At 67.4% G+C, this 20,072-nt stretch carries 19 protein-coding genes; 9 read left to right on the forward strand and 10 right to left on the reverse strand.

Annotated features, from left to right (window positions below):
- Positions 1–9: 9 nt before the first annotated feature.
- The 4 genes from ACJH6J_RS12015 to ACJH6J_RS12030 all read right to left on the reverse strand — a co-directional run bounded on the left by ACJH6J_RS12015 (position 10) and on the right by ACJH6J_RS12030 (position 3,268).
- The gene (locus ACJH6J_RS12015) at positions 10–144 is read right to left on the reverse strand and encodes a hypothetical protein (protein WP_267320492.1); all 135 of its coding nucleotides are present in this window, start codon (positions 142–144) and stop codon (positions 10–12) included.
- Between the two features lie 440 nt (positions 145–584).
- Positions 585–806 carry a hypothetical protein gene (locus tag ACJH6J_RS12020; protein ID WP_073694599.1) on the reverse strand — a complete coding sequence of 74 codons (222 nt, stop codon included), beginning with the start codon at positions 804–806 and terminating at the stop codon, positions 585–587.
- 175 nt (positions 807–981) lie between these two features.
- A complete protein-coding gene (locus ACJH6J_RS12025) occupies positions 982–2,454 on the reverse strand; it encodes an aldehyde dehydrogenase (RefSeq protein WP_406784925.1) in 1,473 nt (490 codons plus the stop codon).
- 55 nt (positions 2,455–2,509) lie between these two features.
- A complete protein-coding gene (locus tag ACJH6J_RS12030) occupies positions 2,510–3,268 on the reverse strand; it encodes a class I SAM-dependent methyltransferase (RefSeq protein WP_406784935.1) in 759 nt (252 codons plus the stop codon).
- Positions 3,269–3,325: 57 nt separating this feature from the next.
- Between ACJH6J_RS12030 and ACJH6J_RS12035 the strand changes: the two genes are divergently transcribed.
- Both ACJH6J_RS12035 and ACJH6J_RS12040 read left to right on the forward strand, forming a co-directional pair.
- Complete coding sequence (locus ACJH6J_RS12035) at positions 3,326–4,513, forward strand: glycosyltransferase family 4 protein (RefSeq protein WP_318984787.1); 1,188 nt, start codon at positions 3,326–3,328, stop codon at positions 4,511–4,513.
- A 315-nt stretch (positions 4,514–4,828) separates the two neighbouring features.
- Complete coding sequence (locus tag ACJH6J_RS12040; protein WP_318984786.1) at positions 4,829–6,298, forward strand: sugar transferase; 1,470 nt, start codon at positions 4,829–4,831, stop codon at positions 6,296–6,298.
- On the opposite strand, the gene ACJH6J_RS12045 is transcribed toward ACJH6J_RS12040, so the two are convergent.
- Positions 6,264–7,919: a hypothetical protein gene (locus tag ACJH6J_RS12045; protein WP_406804026.1), complete on the reverse strand. Its 1,656-nt coding sequence runs from the start codon at positions 7,917–7,919 to the stop codon at positions 6,264–6,266. The genes ACJH6J_RS12040 and ACJH6J_RS12045 overlap by 35 nt on opposite strands.
- Positions 7,920–7,936: 17 nt before the next feature.
- Positions 7,937–9,133: a DUF3068 domain-containing protein gene (locus ACJH6J_RS12050; protein ID WP_318984785.1), complete on the reverse strand. Its 1,197-nt coding sequence runs from the start codon at positions 9,131–9,133 to the stop codon at positions 7,937–7,939.
- Positions 9,134–9,350: 217 nt separating this feature from the next.
- Here ACJH6J_RS12050 and ACJH6J_RS12055 point away from each other — a divergent pair, with 217 nt between their 5' ends.
- Positions 9,351–10,460: an acyltransferase family protein gene (locus tag ACJH6J_RS12055; RefSeq protein ID WP_406804027.1), complete on the forward strand. Its 1,110-nt coding sequence runs from the start codon at positions 9,351–9,353 to the stop codon at positions 10,458–10,460.
- A 7-nt stretch (positions 10,461–10,467) separates the two neighbouring features.
- Here ACJH6J_RS12055 and ACJH6J_RS12060 read toward each other — a convergent pair whose 3' ends face one another.
- The 3 genes from ACJH6J_RS12060 to ACJH6J_RS12070 form a co-directional block, all read right to left on the reverse strand.
- Positions 10,468–11,865, reverse strand: a complete 1,398-nt coding sequence (locus ACJH6J_RS12060) for an amidohydrolase family protein (protein ID WP_406803989.1) — start codon at positions 11,863–11,865, stop codon at positions 10,468–10,470.
- A gap of 104 nt (positions 11,866–11,969) precedes the next feature.
- Entirely contained in the window at positions 11,970–12,608 is a 639-nt protein-coding gene (locus tag ACJH6J_RS12065) for a polysaccharide deacetylase family protein (RefSeq protein WP_406803990.1), read from the reverse strand.
- 16 nt (positions 12,609–12,624) lie between these two features.
- A complete protein-coding gene (locus ACJH6J_RS12070; protein ID WP_318984782.1) occupies positions 12,625–13,272 on the reverse strand; it encodes a TetR/AcrR family transcriptional regulator in 648 nt (215 codons plus the stop codon).
- Between the two features lie 180 nt (positions 13,273–13,452).
- Here ACJH6J_RS12070 and ACJH6J_RS12075 point away from each other — a divergent pair, with 180 nt between their 5' ends.
- The 3 genes from ACJH6J_RS12075 to ACJH6J_RS12085 are packed head-to-tail and all read left to right on the forward strand — an operon-like array spanning position 13,453 to position 15,933.
- A complete protein-coding gene (locus ACJH6J_RS12075; protein WP_318984781.1) occupies positions 13,453–14,298 on the forward strand; it encodes an alpha/beta fold hydrolase in 846 nt (281 codons plus the stop codon).
- A gap of 8 nt (positions 14,299–14,306) precedes the next feature.
- A complete protein-coding gene (locus ACJH6J_RS12080; RefSeq protein ID WP_406803991.1) occupies positions 14,307–14,996 on the forward strand; it encodes a VOC family protein in 690 nt (229 codons plus the stop codon).
- Between the two features lie 43 nt (positions 14,997–15,039).
- The gene (locus tag ACJH6J_RS12085; protein WP_406803992.1) at positions 15,040–15,933 is read left to right on the forward strand and encodes a fumarylacetoacetate hydrolase family protein; all 894 of its coding nucleotides are present in this window, start codon (positions 15,040–15,042) and stop codon (positions 15,931–15,933) included.
- A gap of 85 nt (positions 15,934–16,018) precedes the next feature.
- Here the strand turns inward: ACJH6J_RS12085 and ACJH6J_RS12090 are convergent, their stop codons facing one another.
- A complete protein-coding gene (locus ACJH6J_RS12090) occupies positions 16,019–16,702 on the reverse strand; it encodes a TetR/AcrR family transcriptional regulator (protein ID WP_318984778.1) in 684 nt (227 codons plus the stop codon).
- 9 nt (positions 16,703–16,711) lie between these two features.
- Here ACJH6J_RS12090 and ACJH6J_RS12095 point away from each other — a divergent pair, with 9 nt between their 5' ends.
- Genes ACJH6J_RS12095 through ACJH6J_RS12105 form a run of 3 tightly spaced genes read left to right on the forward strand, consistent with a single transcriptional unit; the run spans position 16,712 to position 20,056 of the window.
- Positions 16,712–17,590, forward strand: a complete 879-nt coding sequence (locus ACJH6J_RS12095; protein WP_346416509.1) for an alpha/beta hydrolase — start codon at positions 16,712–16,714, stop codon at positions 17,588–17,590.
- 9 nt (positions 17,591–17,599) lie between these two features.
- Positions 17,600–18,481: an alpha/beta fold hydrolase gene (locus ACJH6J_RS12100; RefSeq protein WP_318984777.1), complete on the forward strand. Its 882-nt coding sequence runs from the start codon at positions 17,600–17,602 to the stop codon at positions 18,479–18,481.
- A gap of 3 nt (positions 18,482–18,484) precedes the next feature.
- On the forward strand, positions 18,485–20,056 hold the full coding sequence (locus tag ACJH6J_RS12105; protein WP_406803993.1) for an FAD-dependent monooxygenase: 1,572 nt from the start codon (positions 18,485–18,487) through the stop codon (positions 20,054–20,056).
- Positions 20,057–20,072 lie beyond the last annotated feature (16 nt).

The following is a 20,072-nucleotide window of genomic DNA, read 5'->3' on the forward strand; positions in this document are numbered from 1 at the left end:
CAGCTGACGTCAATGCGTGACCCGGTTCCGCAGCTGCGTCATCCGATCCTGCACGCCCCGCGCCGCTTCACGCAGCCGCGCGTTGGCACCCAGGACGGTGTGCGTGAAGCGATGGCCCTTCACGTTGACCTCGACGACCCACATGGCGCCCTCCTTGATATGGGTCTCAGCATAAAACGTCGGACACATCGGGCCAAAGAATGTATTCCAGGTCACTAATGGGCGGCCACGGCGGCCAAATGTCGGCAAAATTATGGCTGGCTACATAATTCTGTGATCAGGAGTTCACTCCTGGGAATGACGCCCGAACTCGATGTGCAGACCGTCACCAGGGGTCTTCCGCGGGGGCGTTGTGGCTCCACCTCCGAGCGTGCGCTCAGATCGGGGATCTGGCCTGCAGGACGATCTGTCCGCACATTGGCGAAGATGTACGGCCGCGTTGATCACGAGCGTGCAGCCAGATCGAAGATCGGGCGAGAGGTGCGATCTGAGTGCACCCTCGTGGCGGGCAACGAGACGAGCAGACACAAAACTGCCCCCACTCCGAGGAGTAGGGGCAGTTTTGTTTCTGCTCGCGGAGAAAATTAGCCGGCGTTCTCCAGCGCGACGAGCGCGGCAGCGACGGCGAAGTACTTGTTGGAGCCGAGCTGGCGCACGGTCTTGATGTTGAATGCCGCGGCGAGGTGCTCGGCGTCGGAGTCACTGACCCCGGCCAGCGCGGCGGGCGATGCGTCGAGGATGTCCTTGAGGGACTTGTCCTCATATGCCTTGTCGAGCGACTTCTCGAGATCCACAGAGACAGCCATACGTTTCCTCCCAGATTGTTTGCCAGACCTTCGGACGGGCGTGACGCTATCAGCGTTCGCTGGGTGCCGCCTGGGATAAAACACCGGTGCTGAAAAGCCGAATGGCCACCCGGCCGGGTCCCCCGAGGGGCGAAGGACAAGGCGCGGATGGCCATCCGGACGAAGGCAGTACTGCTTACTCCGGGGTGTAGCCGAACGGCATGAGCACGCTCTTGGCCTGGCAGTAGGCCTCGATGCCCTCGGGGCCGTTCTCGCGGCCGATGCCCGAGTTCTTGTAGCCGCCGAACGGCGCGCCCGGATCGAAGGCGTACATGTTGACGGCGTAGGTGCCGGTGCGAATCTGCGAGGCGATCTTCATGGCCCGCGGGATGTCGGTGGTGTAGACGCTGCCGGCCAGGCCGTAGTCCGAGTCGTTGGCGATCCGGATGGCGTCCTCTTCGGTGTCGAAGGGGATGATCGCCAGCACCGGGCCGAAGATCTCCTCCTGGGCGATGGTCATCGAGTTGTCGACATCGGCGAACACCGTCGGCTGCACGAACCAGCCGGAGTCCAGGCCCTCGGGACGGCCGCCGCCGGTGGCGATGCGGGCGCCTTCCTCGACACCCTTCTTGATGTAGCTCTCGACGCGCTCGCGCTGCTTCTCGCTGATCAGCGGACCGATCATGGCGGCCGGGTTGTCCGGCAGACCGACCTGCATGGCGGCCGCGCCGGCGGCCACCTTCTCGACGACCTCGTCGTACCGCGACCGCGGGGCCAGGATGCGGGTCTGTCCGACGCAGGCCTGGCCGGTGTTCATCAGGCCCGAGAACAGCAGCATCGGGAGGGTGGAGTCCAGGTCGGCGTCTTCGAGGATGATCGCCGCGGACTTGCCGCCGAGTTCCAGGGTGCAGGGCTTGAGCCGCTCGGCGGCGACCTTGCCGATCTCCTTGCCGACGGCCGAGCTGCCGGTGAAGGTGAACTTGTCGATCTCGGGGTTGGCGGTCAGCGCGCGGCCGGTCTCGGGGCCGCCGGGCACGATCGACAGCACGCCCTCGGGCAGGCCGGCGTCGGCGAAGGCCTGCGCCATGGCGAAGACCGACAGCGGCGTCTCGGCGGCGGGCTTGAGGACGACGGTGCAGCCGGCCAGCAGGGCCGGGCCCAGCTTGTTGGCGGCCAGGAAGAACGGCACGTTCCACGCGGCGACGGCGGCGACGACGCCGATGGGCTCACGGGTCACCAGGGTCTGGCCGTAGATGCCATCGCGGATGTCGCTCCACTGGAACTTGTCCGCGGCACCTGCGTAGTAGTTGAACGACGACATGGCCGCGCCGTACTGCATCATGTCGACGATGCTCGGCGGCTGGCCGGTCTCGGCGGAGAGCAGGAACTTCAGCTCGTCGGCGCGCTCGGTCATGATGCGCGACGCCTCGGCGATCACCGCGGCGCGCTCGGCCGGGGACATCTTGGGCCACGGGCCCTCGTCGAACGCCTTGCGTGCGGCGGCGCAGGCGGCATCCACGTCGGCCTTCGAGGCCAGTGGCACCTTGCCGACGAGCTCGCCGGTGGCCGGGGAGTGCACCTCGATGACGTCCGACGTCGCGGGTGCGGTCCACTGACCGCCGATGAACAGCTGATCCCACTCGGTTTTGAATGCCGTGCTCTGTGTCATGGCCGTCACACTACCCAGTTTTCGGCCAAACGAGAACATGTTCCAATTAGGTCATTCAGCTGGGCCGGAGCACCAACACCAGGTTGCTCGTCAAGAACTCCTGTAACACCGGTACAGAAGTCGCACGCCAGGCCCATCGCGGGTGGTAGCGAGGGAATGCGGCGACCAGCGCCCCCGTGCTGCGCGCCCACTCCAGGCCAGCCGCGGCCGATACCGCGAACAACGACGATCCGTAGTCGTTCTTCGGCCGGTGGCCGTGTTTGCGGGTGTACATCTCGGCGGCCCGCCGGCCGCCGAGGTAGTGCGTCAGCCCCATCTCGTGGCCGCCGAAGGGACCCAGCCACACCGTGTACGACAGGATCACCAGCCCGCCCGGCCGGGTCACCCGCAACATCTCCCGGCCCATCAGCCACGGTTCGCGGACATGCTCGGCGACGTTCGACGACAGGCAGACGTCGACGCTGCCGTCGGCGAACGGCAGGGCCATGCCCGAGGCCCGCACGAAGGTGCCGGCGCCGTCGGGTTGGGCGGCCGGGCCGGCATGCATCTCCCGGGGGTCGGGTTCGACACCGATGTATGTCATTCCGGCGCTGGAGAATTCGGTGGCGAAGTAGCCGGGGCCGCCGCCGACGTCGAGCACCGTGGCGCCGTCGGGTGCGGCTCCGTTGAGGTCGCGCCAAAGGCCGTCCACCAGGGCGACGGTGTCCCGGGCGAGGCCGCCGTAGAAGCGGGCCGGGTCACTCTGCTCGAAACGGAACTCGCTGAGCAGGCGGATCGAGCGGGCGAGGGTGGCCCGCTCACGCGTGATGACCAGTCGTTTGGCTGCCCAGCGATTCACTCCGCAACCCTACTGACCGGTACCCTTCATTCGATGCCAGACCACCCCCAGCAACCCGCTGGATCTCCTGACGAGATCCGGTCGGTGCTGCTGCTCTGCTGGCGGGACACCGGCCATCCCCAGGGCGGTGGCAGCGAGACGTATCTGCAGCGCATCGGCGCGCAGCTGGCCGAGTCCGGGGTGCGGGTGACGCTGCGGACGGCGCGCTATCGCGGGGCGTCGCGCACCGAGGTCGTCGACGGCATTCGGATCAGTCGCGGCGGCGGCCGGCTGTCGGTCTACATCTGGGCCGGGCTGGCCATGGTGCTGGCCCGTGTCGGGCTGGGTCCGCTGCGCGGCGTCCGGCCGGATGTGGTGATCGATTCGCAGAACGGCATCCCCTTCCTGGCTCGCTTGGCCTACGGCCGGCGCGCGATGGTGCTGGTGCATCACTGCCACCGCGACCAGTGGCCGGTAGCTGGGCGGTTCATGAGCAAGTTCGGCTGGTTCGTGGAGTCGCGGCTCTCGCCCCGGCTGCACCGCAACAACCAGTACGTGACGGTGTCACTGCCGTCGGCCCGGGACCTGGTGGACCTGGGTGTCGACGCTTCGCGGATCGCCGTCGTCCGCAACGGGGTCGACCTCGCTCCGGCGGCGTCCCTCGCGCTGCCCCGCGCGGCCGAGCCGCGCATCGTGGTGCTGTCGAGACTGGTGCCGCACAAGCAGATCGAGGACGTGCTCGACGCCGTCGCGCTGCTGGCGCCGGTCGTGCCGGGACTGCGCCTGGACGTCGTCGGCGGCGGCTGGTGGGACGAGCGGCTGGTCGCGCACGCTCGCCGGCTCGGCATCAGTTCCGCGGTGACGTTCCACGGCCACGTCGACGAGGCCACCAAACACGAAGTGCTGCAACAGGCTTGGGTTCATGCGCTGCCGTCGCGCAAGGAAGGCTGGGCGCTGGCCGTCATCGAGGCCGCGCAGCACGGCGTGCCGACTGTCGGCTACCGGTCCTCGGGCGGCCTGACCGACTCGATCGTCGACGGCGTCACGGGCCTGCTGGTCGATGACCACCGCGGTCTGGTCACCGCGCTCGAGACCCTGCTGACCGACGCCGTCCTGCGCGACGAGCTGGGTGCCAAGGCGCAGGTGCGGGCGGCTGAATTCTCGTGGCCGCAAAGCGCTTCCGCGATGCGGACCGTTGCCGAAGCGGTCCGGGACGGCAAGTTCGTCAACGGGATCGTCTGACGTCGCATCCGGGCCGCGCAGTACTGCCGCCGGGCGTCCACGCCCACCCCGGAAATTCTGCGTGACGGCCAGCCAAATCTGCCGTTTTGCTGTTGGACACCGCCGGGCCGCATAAACTGACGGCCAAGTCAAATTTAATAGCAATGAGGGCCGCCTGCGGGTTCCGGCTTTCGCGGTGTCCCTCGAATTTTGCGGATCCAGGCAACTGGGCCCGGTGATGCAGTGCGTTCGAACTCCGTTCTCATTCATGTAATTGGATATACCGCTCCATCGAAGTACCACCGGGTCTGAGGAGTTGAGCATGTGGAGTTGCCGATGACGCTTTCGACGTTCGGGCTCACGCGGCTGGCGAGTTCACGCACGGTCTGGCAGCCGCATTACGCGCGTCGTGTGCTGCTCACCGACGCCGCGACCATCGTCCTCGCGATGCTGTTCGCACAATGGGTCCGATTCGGCGGAGTGGGCTACGGCCCGTCGGCCTCCATGCTCTATACCGGGTACTCGCTGGTGCTGGCTTGCCTGTGGCTGGGCGTGCTGACGCTTCATCACGCCCGATCGGCGTCGATCCTCGGCTGCGGCATCGAGGAATATCGCCGCGTCGTCGCCGCATCCTTCTGGACGTTCGGGGTCATCGCGATCGTGGCCCTGCTGGCCCGCCTCGAGATCGCGCGCGGCTACCTGGCTCTGGCATTCCCGTTGGGCACCATCGGATTGCTCATCGGTCGCAAGCTGTGGCGGCGGCGGGTGCGGGCGCGCCGACAGGCGGGCGAATGCCTGACATCCGTTCTCGCCATTGGTGATCGGGACGCCATCGCCGTCCTGGCAACTGAACTCATGAACGATCCCGGCGACGGTTATGTGGTGGTCGGCGCCGGCATCCCGGGAGACCCCGGCGCGCGCGGCGACGTCATCAGGGTCGGTGACCGGATGATCCCGATTTTCGGCGACGAGAACGACGCACTCGGTGCGCTCGGCGACCGCTGCGCCGCCGACACCGTGGCGCTGACCGACGCCGAGCACTTCGGTGTCGCCGGAATCCAGCGGCTCACCTGGCGTCTCGAGGCATCCGACGTCGACCTGGTGGTGTCGCCCGGCCTGCTCGACGTGGCCGGCGCGCGACTCGCGATGCGGCCGGTGGCCGGCATGCCGCTGCTGCACGTGGAAAAGCCGCAGTACCACGGTGCCAAGAGCTTTCTGAAGAAGGCGTTCGACTTCGGCTTCGCGCTGGCGGCGCTGATCGGGACGGCGCCGCTGCTGGTGCTCGCGGCCATCGCCATCAAGATGACGAGTCGCGGCCCGGTGTTCTACCGGTCGGAGCGCATCGGGCTGGATGGTGAGCCGTTCACGATGATCAAGTTCCGCAGCATGGTGGTCGACGCGGAGGAGCGCCTCGAAGACCTGCTGCCGTCGAACGAGATGGCCGGCGGCGTCATGTTCAAGATGCGCGACGACCCGCGGGTGACGATGGTCGGAAAAGTGTTGCGCCGCTACAGCATCGACGAACTGCCGCAGTTCATCAACGTGCTCAAGCAGGACATGAGCGTCGTGGGCCCCCGGCCACCACTGCGCCGGGAGGTCGAGACCTACAACGGCGATATCAGGCGCAAACTGCTCGTCAAGCCGGGTGTGACGGGGCTGTGGCAGATCAGCGGCCGGTCGAACCTCACGTGGGACAAGGCTGTGCGCCTTGATCTTTCGTACGTCGACAACTGGTCGATGCTCACCGATGTCGGCATCATCCTGAAGACCGTCAGCGTGGTGGCTCGCGGCGAAGGGGCGTACTGAGGCCCCGCCATCGCTGGATCACCATCGCGGTCAGGGCTCCGATCAGCACGCCCAGCCACACCACGTGCGCGGCGATCAACGATGCCCGTCCCGACGCCGCGGGCGTCGTCCCGCCCACTCGGTACAACGCAATGTCGTTGTCCCGGTATGCGATCGGTAGCGACAGCGGCGGAGCTGAGCCTTCCACCACCACCCAGCCCACCCCGGCCGCGGCCAATTGGTGCACGTCGGCGCCCCGCAGCAGCAGGTCCTGCACCCGCCGCGCCCGCACGCCCTCGCCGGGCACGGTCCGGCCCCCGATGACGAGGTCACCGGTCGCCAGCACGTCGGCGGACACCCAGCGCGGCAGCGGGTCGAGTACGGCCGTCGGGCCGGCCCAGGGGAACTGGCGGATGACGTCGGGCGGCAGGACCGCGACGGGTTTCGGGTCCGAGTTGATCTGTGCGGCAACCGCGTACCAGCCGGCCGGGTACTGCACCGACCGCAGCTGGCCGCCGACACCCCAGGCGAGGTCGGGCAGCGCCGCCAGCACCACTACGCAGCAGCCCGCAGCAGCGAAAGCCGTTGGTAGCCAGCGCCGTAGCACCGCCACCGCGGCCGCCGCGGCCAGGGCATAGCCCGGCATCGCCAGGGCCACCCACTTCTGTCCGTCACGCAGCACGCCGGTGCTGGGGACGGTCCGGATCAGCCAGTCGAGGAACGCCGACCCCGGGTCGGTCGCCAGCAGCGCGGGCACCACCACGGCGACGACGGCGAGCACCAGCAGCGGCCGGGCCGCGGTCACGGACCACGCCTTCCGCGCGCCACAGGCCACCACCGCCAGCAGCGCGACGGTCCCGACCACGGCCCACAGCGTCGTGCGGGACACCGGTACCGCCGCGGCGTTCCAGATGCCGCCGAGCCCGGCCAGGCTGCCCAGCGTCCCGAGCCCCGGTTCGGCCCGCGCCGCGAACGCCGGCACTCCGGCACTGGCCACCGGTAGGACCGAGCGGGCGACGACCGTCGCCACCAACCAGGGCAGCGCCGCTCCGACCGCGGCGGCCAGTGCGACCCACACGCCGCGCCAGGTGCGCGAACACGCCAGCGCCACCACCAACGCCAGCAGCAGGCCCGTCGGCGTCAGCCCGGCCAGCGCGATCCAAAAGACGAGGCCCCAGGGATTTGTGCACGACTTTTCGCGCTCACCGCGGAAAATCGTGCACAAATCACTGGAGAAGGCGACCCAGGGCAGGCAGCCGTAGCCGACGAGCAGGCTCCAGTGCCCCTGCAGCAGTCGCTCGGCGACGTAGGGGTTCCACACCGCGACGGTGACGGCCACCAGCTGCCCGCCGAGGCCGGCGTCCAGCACCGCGGCGGCCAGCTTCGCCGCGCCCCAGCCGGCGAACCACAAGCCGAGGATCGTCAGCCCCTTGACCAGCACCCCGCCGTCGACGACGGGCGAGAGGACGGCCAGGAAGAAGTCCTGCGGCAGGGCCCGGGGCGCGGCCTCGGACAAGCCGAGGGCGGCGTCGGATAGGTAGGACCGCGGCGTCGAGACCGCGTCACGCAGCAGCAGATAACCGGGCGCCAGCAGCGGCGCGGTGACAGCGAGCGTCAGCCCCAGCGCGTACAGCGCCGGCAGGGCACGACGAAAAGCGATCAGATCCGGTCCGGTGGCAGATCGGTCGGCCGCTGGGTGGGCAGCTTCTCGGTCATGGCCTCGGCCGCGGGCATCGGGCCGGAATCGGTCTCACGCCGGCCGAAGAAGCCGTGCCCGGCGGCGTCGAGGCCCGGATCGATCAGTGCGGCCTGCGACCGCAGGCTGTACCCGGCGAGCAGCACGCCACCGACCAGGAACACCAGGCCCAGGCCACCGAAGGTGATGGGCAGGATGCGGTCCCACAGGGCGAGCTTGTCGCGCTCGTCGTGGGCGGCGGCGACCTGCGACTCGACCGTCTGCTCGTTGGAGGTGACGGTGTAGTCGGCGAACGTCACCTCGGGCTTGAGGGCGTCACGCGAGTAGTAGTGGAAGCCGCGGTCCTTCTCCTTGACGATGGTGCCCGAGACCGGGTCCACCCAGAAGGTGCGCGCCGCGGCGTAGTAGCGCTGCATCGTGATCGGGTCGGTCGGCTCGGCCGACGGCACGCCCCACAGTTCGGCGCGCGCGGTCACCGAGCCGTCTTCATCCTTGTCGTACAGCGACGAGTACTTGATGGGCTCGACCAGCTTGCCGTCGGCGTCGAAGCCGACGTTCTGCGTGAACTTGTAGACCGACAGCCCGTTGACGTCTTCTTCGCCCTCGTAGTTGGCGTCGTACGCCTTCTGCGCGATCGGGTCGAACACCTGGTAGGTCTTCTTCTCCGTGCTGAACGGGAAGCGGTAGCTCAGCCCGGTGTGGGGCAGCGCGATGTTGGTCGGCGGGTTCTGGTCCTCGATGGTGCGTGGCTTCTGCACCGAGCCGGCCGCACCCGTCACCGCCGCGGCAGTGGTGCGGTTGAGCGTCACGGTGTCGACGAGCGCGAGCAGCAGGCCGTTGTCCTGCTGCTTGTCGGTGCGGCGCACCGTGCTGCCGACCTGCAGCGTCACCACATCGGCGTTCGCCGGGTTCTCGACACTGATCTGGCGTTGCAGCACCAGCGGCACGTTCTTGTTGACGACGAACTTCTCGCCCAGCAGCGACGCGGGGTCCAGCGCGGTCCCGGTGCCGTTGCTCACCAGCGTGGTGTCGATGTCGAGCGGGATCTTGGAAATCTTGCCCGACGTATAGGTACTCAAGAGCAGAGCAGCAATCAGCAGGGCGGCGCCGAGCCCCATCAAGACGCATGCCGCGATTCGCAACCCCACAGCGCGGTTCAACCCGTGCTCCTTACTTTGTCTGCCAGCCACACAGCAACCCGACTGACCCTAACAGCCCTTACTAAGGCACACCCTCAGAGTGGTGTGCGGGTGTCGGTGAGATTCGCCGCCGAGACCGGGCACCCGGCACACTGGGGTCGTGGGCGACCTGGGACACGACACCGCGGGCAGTGCTGAGGTGAGCGGCACCCGCAGTTTCCTGCCCGCTGTCGAGGGCATGCGGGCCTGTGCCGCCATGGGCGTCGTCCTCACTCACGTGGCGTTCCAGACGGCCAACAGCAGCGGCTGGTACGGCCGCTTGTTCACCCGGTTCGACCTGGCGGTCGCCGTGTTCTTCGCGCTGTCGGGCTTCCTGTTGTGGCGCGGGCACGCCGCCGCCGCGCGCGGCCTGCGGCACCGGCCGCCGACGGGCCACTACCTGCGCTCGCGCATCGTCCGCATCATGCCGGGCTATCTGGTGGCCGTCGTGGTGATCCTGGCGCTGTTGCCCGAGGCGCACGCCGACCTGACGGTGTGGCTCGCCAACCTCACGCTCACCCAGGTCTATGTACCGCTGACGCTGACCGCCGGGCTGACGCAGATGTGGAGCCTGGCCGTCGAGGTCAGCTTCTATCTGGCCCTGCCGCTGCTGGCGCTCTTGGCCCGCCGGTTGCCGGTGGACTGGCGGGTGCCCGCCATCGCGGCACTGGCGGTGGCGAGCTTCGCGTGGCCTGCGCTGCCATGGCACCTGCCGTTCGGCGTCAACCAGATGAACTGGCTGCCGGCGCTGTTCTCGTGGTTCGCCGCCGGCATGCTGCTGGCCGAGCTGACCGTCATGCCCGTCGGCCGCATGCACCAGCTGGCCCGGCGCCGCTGGGTGATGGCGGCCATCGCCGGGGTCGCGTTCGTCATCGCGGCGACGCCGCTGGCCGGCAACATCGGACTCGCACCGGGCGCCGTCAGCCAGGTCGTGGTCAAGACGGCGATGGGTGCGGTGGTCGCCGGGGCACTGCTGGCGCCGCTGGTGCTGGACGCACCCGGGACGCCGCACCGGATCCTCGGCAGCACCACGATGGTGACGTTGGGCCGCTGGTCCTACGGCCTGTTCATCTGGCACCTCGCGGCGCTGGCCATGGTGTTCCCGGTGATCGGTGAGTTCCCGTTCAACGGCCACATGCCGATCGTGCTGATCTTGACCTGGATTTTCGGTTTCGCGATCGCCGCCGTCAGCTACGGATTGATCGAGTCGCCCTGCCGCGAGTTGCTGCGCCGCTGGGAATCCCGGCACGCCCCGTCACCGCGGGACAGTGCGATCACGGACGTTCCGGAGCCGGCCTCGGTCGGATAGCCGTGTTTCAGGCACCACCGGAGCGCGTCTGGTGGCGAAGGTGCCGGCGCACCACCGTGCGCACGACGCGGCGTCGGGTGCGGGCCATCGGCCCGGTCGCGCGGATCTTGTGTGCGAATCGTTCGCCGGACTCCTTCAGCCGGTCTTTGACAGCGTCGATGTCGGTGTCCACCAGGGCATGGTGGCGCTTGCGCCAGGTGCCGGCGATCATGACTGCCTCGATGTTGGCGATGTCGGCTTGCAGTGCCGCGGCGACCGGGTCGTGCGCGGGCCACAGGTTCAATGCCCGGGCGTCGATGACGACCAGATCGGCCTGCATGCCAGGGGCGAGGTGGCCGACCCGGTCGGACAGGCCCAGGGCGCGGGCACCGTGGACGGTCGCCCAGGACAGTGCCTGCTTACTGGTTGGCGCGGCGGTCGGTGCGCTCAGTCCGGTGCGGCGCAATTCCAGGTCGTGGGTCAGTCCGCGCTGGCGGGCCAGGGTTATCCGGGCGGCGGTGAGAACTTGGCCGGAGACAGCGGTTTCGGTGTCGGTACCCAGTGACGGGGCCGCGTGCGCACGCAGCAGTTGTTCGGTGATTGACGTGCAATGTCCTTGCCCCAATTCATTTTCCGGGGTGGAGGTGAAGCTGGCTCCCGCGTCGACGAGGCGCTTGACCCAATCGTCGGTCAGGCCGGTGCCGTGCACGATGTTGGCGTGTGGCCCCCACAGGCCCGCAGCGCCGACAGCTGCCCAGCCCTTGGCGGGGGCTCCCGCGCTCTGGTGCATCGAGGCGATCACGCCGCGTTCAAGGGCGGCCCGCAAGTCCCCGATCGCCACGTCGGGTGTCGACAATTGCGGGCCCTTGATGGCCATTCCCAGCGTGAGCAGTGTGCTGTTGGCGACCGGCCCGTCGAGGAGCCGGTCGACCTCGCGCACGTCATGCGGTTTGGTCGGGCCGCCGTGCGGGGTGCCGTGCAAGAAGACCGCGCGAATGCCGGCGGCGGTCAGCGCGTCGATGGCGGCATCGGCGTGCTCCGGAGTCAGGCAGTTGTGACACCAGTCGCCCAAGGTGGTTGTCCCGCAATTGATCTGGTTCAACGCGCCGGCCAAGGTGCCGATGTACATGTCTTCGGGTCGGTATCTGCGGGCGACGTGGCCGTGGGTGTGGGCGAGGTATTCCAGCAATGACCAGTCCGCGCCGGCGAACCGTAGCGCGGTCTGCCAGGTGTGCAGGTGGGCATTGACGAGCCCCGGGATGACGATGCGGTCGGTGAGGTCGACGACGTCGGCGCCGGTGGGGTCGAGGCGGTCGCCCATCGTCGCGATTCGATCGTCCTCGATGAGGATGTCGGTGTGTTCCGTGTCGGGTCGATTCGGAGCCATGGTCACTACATGCGCGCCGCGCAACAGAATTCGGGTCACTCGTGATCTCCTGTACGGCCTTCGTGGGGCGCAGTAATAACGGATACAGTGTGTCCGATAATACTGGGAGGTGTCAACCACGCATCGACCGGCGACTGATGGCGCTAGTGGGTGGTGAGCGCGCTCAGGTCGGTGGTGAGGGCGCCGTTGCGGATGGGCACGCACGCGTCGGGGAAGCCCTGAACAATTTCGGCGCCGAGCCGGTCGAGCTCGTCGAGGAAGGCCGGCAGGTGACGCATCGCGCCTGTGGGCAGGTCGTGGATGACCACGACGCTCCAGTCCTGCTGGACGACATCGTGGAGGCAGCGCTGAACCCACTGTTCGGGTGAATCCCAGTCGTGGGGCACCGACGTCCACAGAACGCAGGTGTAGCGGTGCCGTTGCAGGTAATCGATTGTCGCCGAGTTGAACACGCGGCGGTCCAGCACGCCGCCACCGGCATAAGGGCGGAACAGCTTGTCGGGGTGCGCCAATGGGCCGATGGCGTCTTGGGCTGCGCCGATCTCGCGGTCGGGCAGCTCGGGGTCGTCGTGGTCACCGAACTGCACCGAATGAGTCATGGTGTGGTTGCCGATCCAGTGCCCGTCTGCCTTGGCGCGCTCGGCCAATGCGCGGGTGCCTGGTCGGGTGAGTTGTTCACCCACCACGAAGAACGTGGCCTTGATGCCGCGGTCGGCGAGCACGTCGAGCACTTCGGCGGTCGTCTCGGTCGGGCCGTTGTCGAAGCTGAGGGTGACTTTCATTGGCATCTCATGGTTTTCACGCTCCGCGAGCCCGCAGCCCGGCCACGACGAGGTCGGCGACGAATTCCGCGTGCCGGCGCACCGCGGTCGGGTCAAGGGGGTCGACGGGCTCGAGCATCGTCGCCAACGGGGCCAAGCTGAAGGGTGACGTAGCGCCGTGGGCCACGAGGAAGTGCAGGCTGCGCACATCGACGTCCGTCAGTACCCCGCGATCAACCAACGTCTTCAGTGGGGTGGTCAGCCGCGCATACAGCGGATGGATGTGCGCGTCGAACAGATACGTCAACCGCGGGCCGGGGTGTGCGCCTTCCACGGTGACCATCCGCAGTATCTCGGGATGGCGCGCGTGGACCTCGAGGAGCTGGATCAGGCCACGCCGCAGGGCCTCCATCAGATCACTGTCGGCGAGCTGGGGGTCGATGGTGATCTCGTCCTCGATTTCGCCGAACGCCCAATCCACCGCCGCGTACCAGAGGTCTTCCTTGGATCCGAACCGCTGATGAATGAGGTTGTGGCTCACGCCGAGTTCCCGATTGAGTGCGGCGGCCGAGGTGCCGTCGTAACCGTTCTCGGCGAACGTCTTCAGCGCCGCCGACAAGATGTCCGTCAGCGCGGCCGGTGACTCGGTGGCCGGCGGCCGGCCGCGGCGCTTGGCAGTGCTCATTTCGGAAGTTTAGAACAAGATGTTGACGACCATCAACTTTTCTGGATAACCTGCATCACATCACTTAGTTGATGACCATCAATTTAATGCGGGTGCGCCCGCGGGCGTCGCGTCTGGGCGCGGCGAGTGCGAAGAACCCCTCTCGATTCCGAATTCCCCACCCCGGCAAGGAAATAGTTGATGCAACGCGAAGAACACATGATCGGCGACACGTTCGCCTACCGGTTCACCGACCCGTCGGCCGACCACGTGCTGTTGGTACAACACGGCACTGGCGGCCACGGCGGGATCTACGACAAATTCGGCGCGCACTATGCCGGCCTGGGTGCCGAGGTGTGGTGCATGGACGCCCCCGGCCATGGCCGGTCCTGCGTCGACCGTCGCGCCGGGCAGTTCACCCTGCAGGAATGGGTCGACGCGGCAATGGCCGTCACCGACCACATCGTCGCCCACACCGGGTTGCCGGTGTTCATCAAAGGTTCCTCGCTGGGTACGGCGGCCGCCTATTGCGCCTACGCCGCGTCCGATGACTACGCCGGCGCGATCCTGATGGGACTCGCAATCCCGTCCTCGCCGCTGATTCCGGCCGAAAATCCTTTCCGCACTGCAGCATTCGAGCAGATGACCAGTTTCTTCGGTCCGGCGCTGCGCTTCGACATCGAGCAGTACATCGATTTCGACGAGGACTACGGCTTCCACGGCGCGGGTCGGCAGAAACACGCCGACCCGCTCAACACCTGGAGCTATGACCTGGCCGCGTGGGGCTCGATCATGCGGTACGACCCGGCTGTTCCGTTGGCCGACAACACCAAACCCATCCTGTTCGCCGTGGGCGAGAAGGACCCGATCTTCACGCCGGATATGGCCAGGGCGGTAGCCGGCGCGGCCGGTGGACCCGTGGATCTGCACATCCACCCCGACGCTGTGCACCAACTCATGTTGTTCCACACCAGCGGTTACTCGCAGGTCGTGCACGAGTGGTGTCAGCGACAACTGAAGAGCAGTCAGCACCAAGGGCAGGAGTGAACACCGCCATGTCGACCGTCATCCATCCGTCAGCAGTCAATCACCTGGCCATCGCGACCCGCGACATCAAAGGCCAGATCGAGTTCTTCAGCACCGTATTGGGGTGTGCGCTCAAGGCGTTGTATCCGATGCACGGCGCTGAAGGCTGCTGGCATGGCTTTGTCGAGCTGAATCCCAAGTCCTACATCGCATTTGTCTATCACCCCGGCAATCCCGATACGAAGCAGTACGGGGTCACCCACGCCGCCGATCCGACCGCCCCTGTCGCGCCGGGCGCCATGCAGCATGTCGCGCTGTGGGTGGACACCGATGACGAACTGCTTGCTCTGCGCGACCGGATCCGCAGTCACGGTGTCCCCGTCCTGGGGCCCATCGACCACGGGTTCTGCCGGTCGATGTATTTCGGCGGGCCGGAGGGAATCGTGCTCGAGCTGACCACCGGCGATGCGATCGATCCCGCGGCGTGGATCGATCCTGAAACCGTGGCGATCAACGGCATCAGCGCCGAGGAGTTGGAAACCTACAAGAACCCGGCACCGTTCGACCGGACCGAAACCCCGGTCGCCCAGCCGGCCTACGACCCTGCCAAACCGCACATGGCCTACCCGGACGAGGTCTACCAGCTGATCCTTGCCATGACCGACGAGCAGGTGTCGGCGATGGTCAGTTACCCCGACCCGCCCGTGCGGCTGGACTGACCGCCATGACCATCCACATCGAAACCCACACGAAGAGACGCTCATGAAACTCGCCAATTACGACGGACGTGCAGTCATTATCACCGACGCCGGCCTCGTCGACATCGGGAAGGCCTCCGGCGGGTCCCTACCCAGTCATCCCGACCACGCTGTCGCTGCCATTGACGCCGTGCAGGCCTGGTTGGCGGACCGCCAGCCCGAACCGGATATCCAGCTGAACGCCGCCGACCTGCTCGCGGATCTGAGCGTGCTCGGCCCGCCGGTCATCGCGCCGCGCCAAATCTTCGCTGTCGGGCTGAATTACGCCGACCACGGGACGGAAACCGGATTGGCGGTGCCTGACGAACCGCTGATCTTCACCAAGTTCGCGTCCTCGATCACCGGACCGGGCGGGACGATCCCCCTGCCCACCGCAACGTGTGATTGGGAAGTCGAACTGGTTGTCGTGATCGGCCGCGGTGGGCGCAACATCGGCGTCACCGATGCGTTGCGGCACGTCGCCGGATATTGCATCGGCCAGGACATCTCTGAACGGCAGTCACAAATGGCCGGTGCGCCACCACAGTTCAGCTTGGCCAAGAGCTACCAAGGATTCAGCCCCGTCGGCCCGTGGATCACAACGCTCGACGAGCTACCCGACGTCCATGATTTGGCGATTGCCACGGCACTCGACGATGAAGTCGTCCAGCAGGCCCGCACCAGCGACATGATCTTCGGCGTCGAAGCGCTCATCAGTCACCTCTCGACGGTGTGCGCGCTGCTACCGGGCGACCTCATCTTCACCGGTACCCCGGCCGGGGTCGGGTACTCGCGCACACCGGCGCGCTACCTCACCCCCGGCACGGTGGTGCGCTCAGCTGTCGAGGCGTTGGGCGAATTGCGTAACCCCTGCGTGGGGGTGCCGCCCTCTACCACCGGCGGGACCGCGACCCGCTGACCGCGATGGCTCCGGCCGCGACGACCGCAGCCGCGGCGGTCGCTGTCGTGGCGCTCAGCGTCCTGCTCGCTTGATTGCTCCCATCTCAGTTTCCTTGGTGCGCAACCTGACTCAAGCCATTGATGAGCAGTTCCAGGCCGAAGGCGAACTCCTGCTCCAGCGGCACGGGCAGATGATCGGCGACGCTGACGGTGGCCGGAAACGCCTGGGGATCCAGGGTCTGCCAGACCTCGACCTGGTCCGCGGCGCCTGCATCCGGTGGGGTCAACTGGGTCGCGAACCCCAGCACATAGCGCGCCAGTGTGGCGCACGCCTGTGCGGCCAGGGGGGCCGCGAAGCCTGATTTGAGCAGCAGTGCGATGGTCTGTTCGCGCTGGGTCATTGCATTGGGCCCGGTGGGGATCTTCTCAACCAGTAGTGGTGCCACGTGCGGGTGGCGCCGGAACACGTCGAACAGGCTGTGCGCCAACGTTTTGCAGGCATGCTGCCATGTCATGGCGTCGAGCGCCTCGTCGTCGATATGTGCCTCGGCCAACACGCTGTCGATCACCTGAGCGACCAGCTGGGCTCGGCCGGTGAAGTGTCGATACAACGTCGCGGTACCGGAGTCCAGGCGCTGGGCCAGATTGCGCATCGACAGCGCGTCGGCGCCCTCCTCGTCCAGGAGCGCAATGGCCGTCGCGATGATCCGGTCCAGCGGCACTCGCGGGCGGCCGCGCGATCGCCGCGGGCTCTGCTCCAACTCGGTGCTGGTACCTGACGTGCTCACGCCGCCAGTATGCCCACCCTTGACAGCCATTGCAATAACGGCAACACTGTATCCATTATGAATCTTCGCGATATCGATGTTCACGCGGACTCGCGGTTTGCCACCGTCGACGGCATGCGCATCCATTACCGGCGGTCAGGCAAGGGCCCGACGGTGGTGCTGCTGCACGGCAGCGCGTCGTCGCTGTACGGGGTGGAGGCCGTAGCCCAACGGCTGTGCGGGTCCTTCGATGTGATTCGCCTGGATCTGCCTGGTTTCGGGGTGACGGGGCCGCGTCCCGACGGCGACTATCGCGTCACCACGTACGCCGGGACGCTTGCCCGCATCTTCGACGCCATCGGCGTCGAGCGATGCGCCGTGGTGGGTAACTCGTTGGGCGGCAACATCGCCTGGAACCTCGCGCTCGATCATCCCGAGAACCTGCAGCTGACCGGTTTGGTGTTGATCAATGCCACCGGCTATCCCGACAAGGAACTGCCGGCCGCGATGGCACTGGCGCGCAATCCCATTGCGGGCCAACTGTTGCGGCGGTTCATGCCGCGCCGTGCCGTCGAGCGCAGTCTGCGCCAGGCCGTCGGGCCGAACTCCGACGTCGTCGATGCCGCGATGGTGGAGCGCGCGCACCGGTTATGGAACCGGCCCGGTAACCGCTCGGCGTTCATCGATTTCCTGTGCACCGACCAGGCCGACCGCAGCGGCGAGATCCCTAACATCGACGTGCCGACCCTGGTGCTGCGCAGCGCCGGCATGGACGGCCAGCACTTCACGCGCGACATCGCCGGCAGCATCGAAAAAGTCCATCCCAATGGCGGGCACCTGCTCCCCGAAGAAGACCCCGCCTGGGTAGCCGATGCGATCGCCGAATTCCTGAAGTCCGTCTCAGCCTAGGAACACCGAATGAAGTACTTCGTCGCGGCAGGAGAAGACCGCAGACTCGATGCTGCCACGCGGCGCACCTTGCGGGGCAACTACATCCGATTGTCAGATGGCATAACGCATTACGAGCTGGCCGGGCCTGACGGCGGCGACGTCGTCGTACTGGCGGGCGGGCTGACGATCCCGCTGTTCTACTGGGACGATCTGGCTGCCGAGCTCCACGCCCGCGGACTGCGGACCCTGGCCTACAGCGGCTATGGCCGCGGCTACTCCGATCGCGTCGTCGCCCCTTACGACGAGGCGCTGTTCGTCCGCCAACTCCGTGAGCTCGTCGAGTACCTCGACCTGCCCGCCACGCGCCACATGGTGGGCACGTCGATGGGAGCGCTTATTGCCATGGCGTACGTGGGTCAGCACGCCGGCAGCATGGCCACGCTGACGCTGGTGGGTCCTGCCGGGCTGAGCCGTCAACCTCTTGCACAGAAGCTGTTGGTGGGCAACGACATCACGGCCGGCTTCATCGCCAAGCGATTCGGGCGGCGTGTCCTCGATCGGCATCTGGGACACAATGTGGCAGACCCCTACCGCGCCGCCGTGCTGGCGGCGATGGTCGGCGACGCCGCGCGGTACGAAGGATCCATCTACGCGCTTTTCGAGACGCTGCAACACTTTCCGCTATTCGACCGCGCCGAGCTCTACCGGCGCACGGGCACGCTTGATCTGCCCACCCAGCTGATCTGGGGCCGTGAGGACCACGTCACGCCGATCAGCAGCCTGGACCGGGTCCGCGAACTGCTTCGGCCCAGCCAATGCCACGTCATCGATGACTGCGGCCACATGGCTCCTTTCGAACGTCCCCTCGTCGTCGCCGACCAATTGGCGACCTTCTACAGATCGGCTTGACCCATGACCACAACAAGCAGCACCACCGACGTCTTGATCATCGGCGCGGGGCCGGCCGGCACCGCGCTCGCGATCGACCTCGCCCGCCGCGGCGTGGCGGTACGCCTCATCGACAAGGCACCACACGCCTTCGACGGTTCGCGTGCCAAAGGCGTCCAACCGCGCACCCTCGAGGTCCTCGAGGACTTGGGTGCCCTACCCGACGTCCTCAATCAGGGCACCCTGTACCCGCCGATGGGCATCCACCTCGGCCCCCTCACCATCCCGTACCGCGCGATGGCCAAAGGCAAGCGCAGTGCCGACGTCCCCTACCCCGACACCTGGCTGATCCCCCAGCACCGCACCGACCGCGCACTGCATGCCCGGTTCGAAACCCTGGGTGGCCGTGTCGAATTCGGAACCGAGTTGACGGAATTCACCGACCACGGCACGCATGTCACCGCGCGCGTCACGACCACCGATGGTGGCGAGGACATCACCGCGCGCTACCTCGTCGGCGCTGACGGCGGCGCCAGCCGGGTCCGCAAGATCGTCGGCGTCGAATTCAGCGGTTCCACCGACGAGGCCGACCGCATCCTCATCGTCGACGCCGCGGTCTCCGGTGGGCTGTCGCGCAAGTACTGGCACGTCTGGCCTGGCGTCAAGGGTCGCTTCGTGGGCGCCTGCCCGCTGCCGCACAGCGACACCTTCCAGTGGATGATCCGACTTGCGCCCGACGAGCATCCGCCGCAAGACCTGGCTCAGATCAACGCGCGCATCCAGGCGCATACCCGCAACAAGCAGCTCGCGCTGCGAGACATCCAGTGGCAGTCGGTTTTTCGGCCCAACATCCGGCTGGCCGAGAACTACCGACGCGGCCGCGTCCTGCTGGTCGGTGATGCCGCGCATGTGCACACCCCCGCCGGCGCCCAGGGCCTCAACACCGGGATCGGCGACGCCTACAACCTGGGCTGGAAACTCGGCCAGGTCCTGGCCGGAGCCGACGATCGGCTCCTCGACACCTATGAACAGGAACGCCGGCCCATTGCTGCCGGCGTGCTCGGGCTCTCCACGAAGAAGTACGAGGGGATCGCCAAGCTCGACCCATCGAGCCTGCGGCGCGGAACGGACGAGAAACAACTCGCCCTGACCTACCGCGGCGGGCCGCTGGCGCCGCCGGCCGCCGACGACACCGCGACGCTGCGCGTCGGTGACCGCGCGCCGGACGCCGACCTCGTCACCGCGGACGGGCGCCGCGTGCGACTGTTCGACGCTTACCGCGGATCGCATTTCACCGCGCTGGCCTACGGTCGGCACGCCGCCGCCGCGCTGGCAGCACTCGAGTGGCCCACCGCGGGCGCGTCACTCGACCGCCTCGTCGTCGATGCAGGCCGCGGCGGCCCCGACGGCGTGTTCGGCGACCCGACCGGAGAATTCGCCAAGATCTACGGCTTGACGCGGGACACGCTGGTGCTCGTCCGCCCCGACGGTTACATCGGCCACATCGCCGTCCACGACCTCGCCGGAACAACGCGGGCCGCCGTGCAGGCCATGACTCCGCTGTCCTCCGTATCAGCGCCGTCGAAGCAGTTATGACGGTCGGCGCCGAGGC

The organism is Mycobacterium sp. SMC-18, from assembly GCF_045310895.1.
GTDB lineage: Bacteria > Actinomycetota > Actinomycetes > Mycobacteriales > Mycobacteriaceae > Mycobacterium.

Excerpts from the sequence above, each read along its gene's own strand:
- ACJH6J_RS12015 (WP_267320492.1), bottom strand. The coding sequence starts at position 144 with ATGTGGGTCGTCGAGGTCAACGTGAAGGGCCATCGCTTCACGCACACC.
- ACJH6J_RS12020 (WP_073694599.1), bottom strand. The coding sequence starts at position 806 with ATGGCTGTCTCTGTGGATCTCGAGAAGTCGCTCGACAAGGCATATGAG.
- ACJH6J_RS12025 (WP_406784925.1), bottom strand. The coding sequence starts at position 2,454 with ATGACACAGAGCACGGCATTCAAAACCGAGTGGGATCAGCTGTTCATC.
- ACJH6J_RS12035 (WP_318984787.1), top strand. The coding sequence starts at position 3,326 with ATGCCAGACCACCCCCAGCAACCCGCTGGATCTCCTGACGAGATCCGG.
- ACJH6J_RS12040 (WP_318984786.1), top strand. The coding sequence starts at position 4,829 with ATGACGCTTTCGACGTTCGGGCTCACGCGGCTGGCGAGTTCACGCACG.
- ACJH6J_RS12055 (WP_406804027.1), top strand. The coding sequence starts at position 9,351 with ATGCGGGCCTGTGCCGCCATGGGCGTCGTCCTCACTCACGTGGCGTTC.
- ACJH6J_RS12065 (WP_406803990.1), bottom strand. The coding sequence starts at position 12,608 with ATGAAAGTCACCCTCAGCTTCGACAACGGCCCGACCGAGACGACCGCC.
- ACJH6J_RS12070 (WP_318984782.1), bottom strand. The coding sequence starts at position 13,272 with ATGAGCACTGCCAAGCGCCGCGGCCGGCCGCCGGCCACCGAGTCACCG.
- ACJH6J_RS12075 (WP_318984781.1), top strand. The coding sequence starts at position 13,453 with ATGCAACGCGAAGAACACATGATCGGCGACACGTTCGCCTACCGGTTC.
- ACJH6J_RS12080 (WP_406803991.1), top strand. The coding sequence starts at position 14,307 with ATGTCGACCGTCATCCATCCGTCAGCAGTCAATCACCTGGCCATCGCG.
- ACJH6J_RS12085 (WP_406803992.1), top strand. The coding sequence starts at position 15,040 with ATGAAACTCGCCAATTACGACGGACGTGCAGTCATTATCACCGACGCC.
- ACJH6J_RS12095 (WP_346416509.1), top strand. The coding sequence starts at position 16,712 with ATGCCCACCCTTGACAGCCATTGCAATAACGGCAACACTGTATCCATT.
- ACJH6J_RS12100 (WP_318984777.1), top strand. The coding sequence starts at position 17,600 with ATGAAGTACTTCGTCGCGGCAGGAGAAGACCGCAGACTCGATGCTGCC.
- ACJH6J_RS12105 (WP_406803993.1), top strand. The coding sequence starts at position 18,485 with ATGACCACAACAAGCAGCACCACCGACGTCTTGATCATCGGCGCGGGG.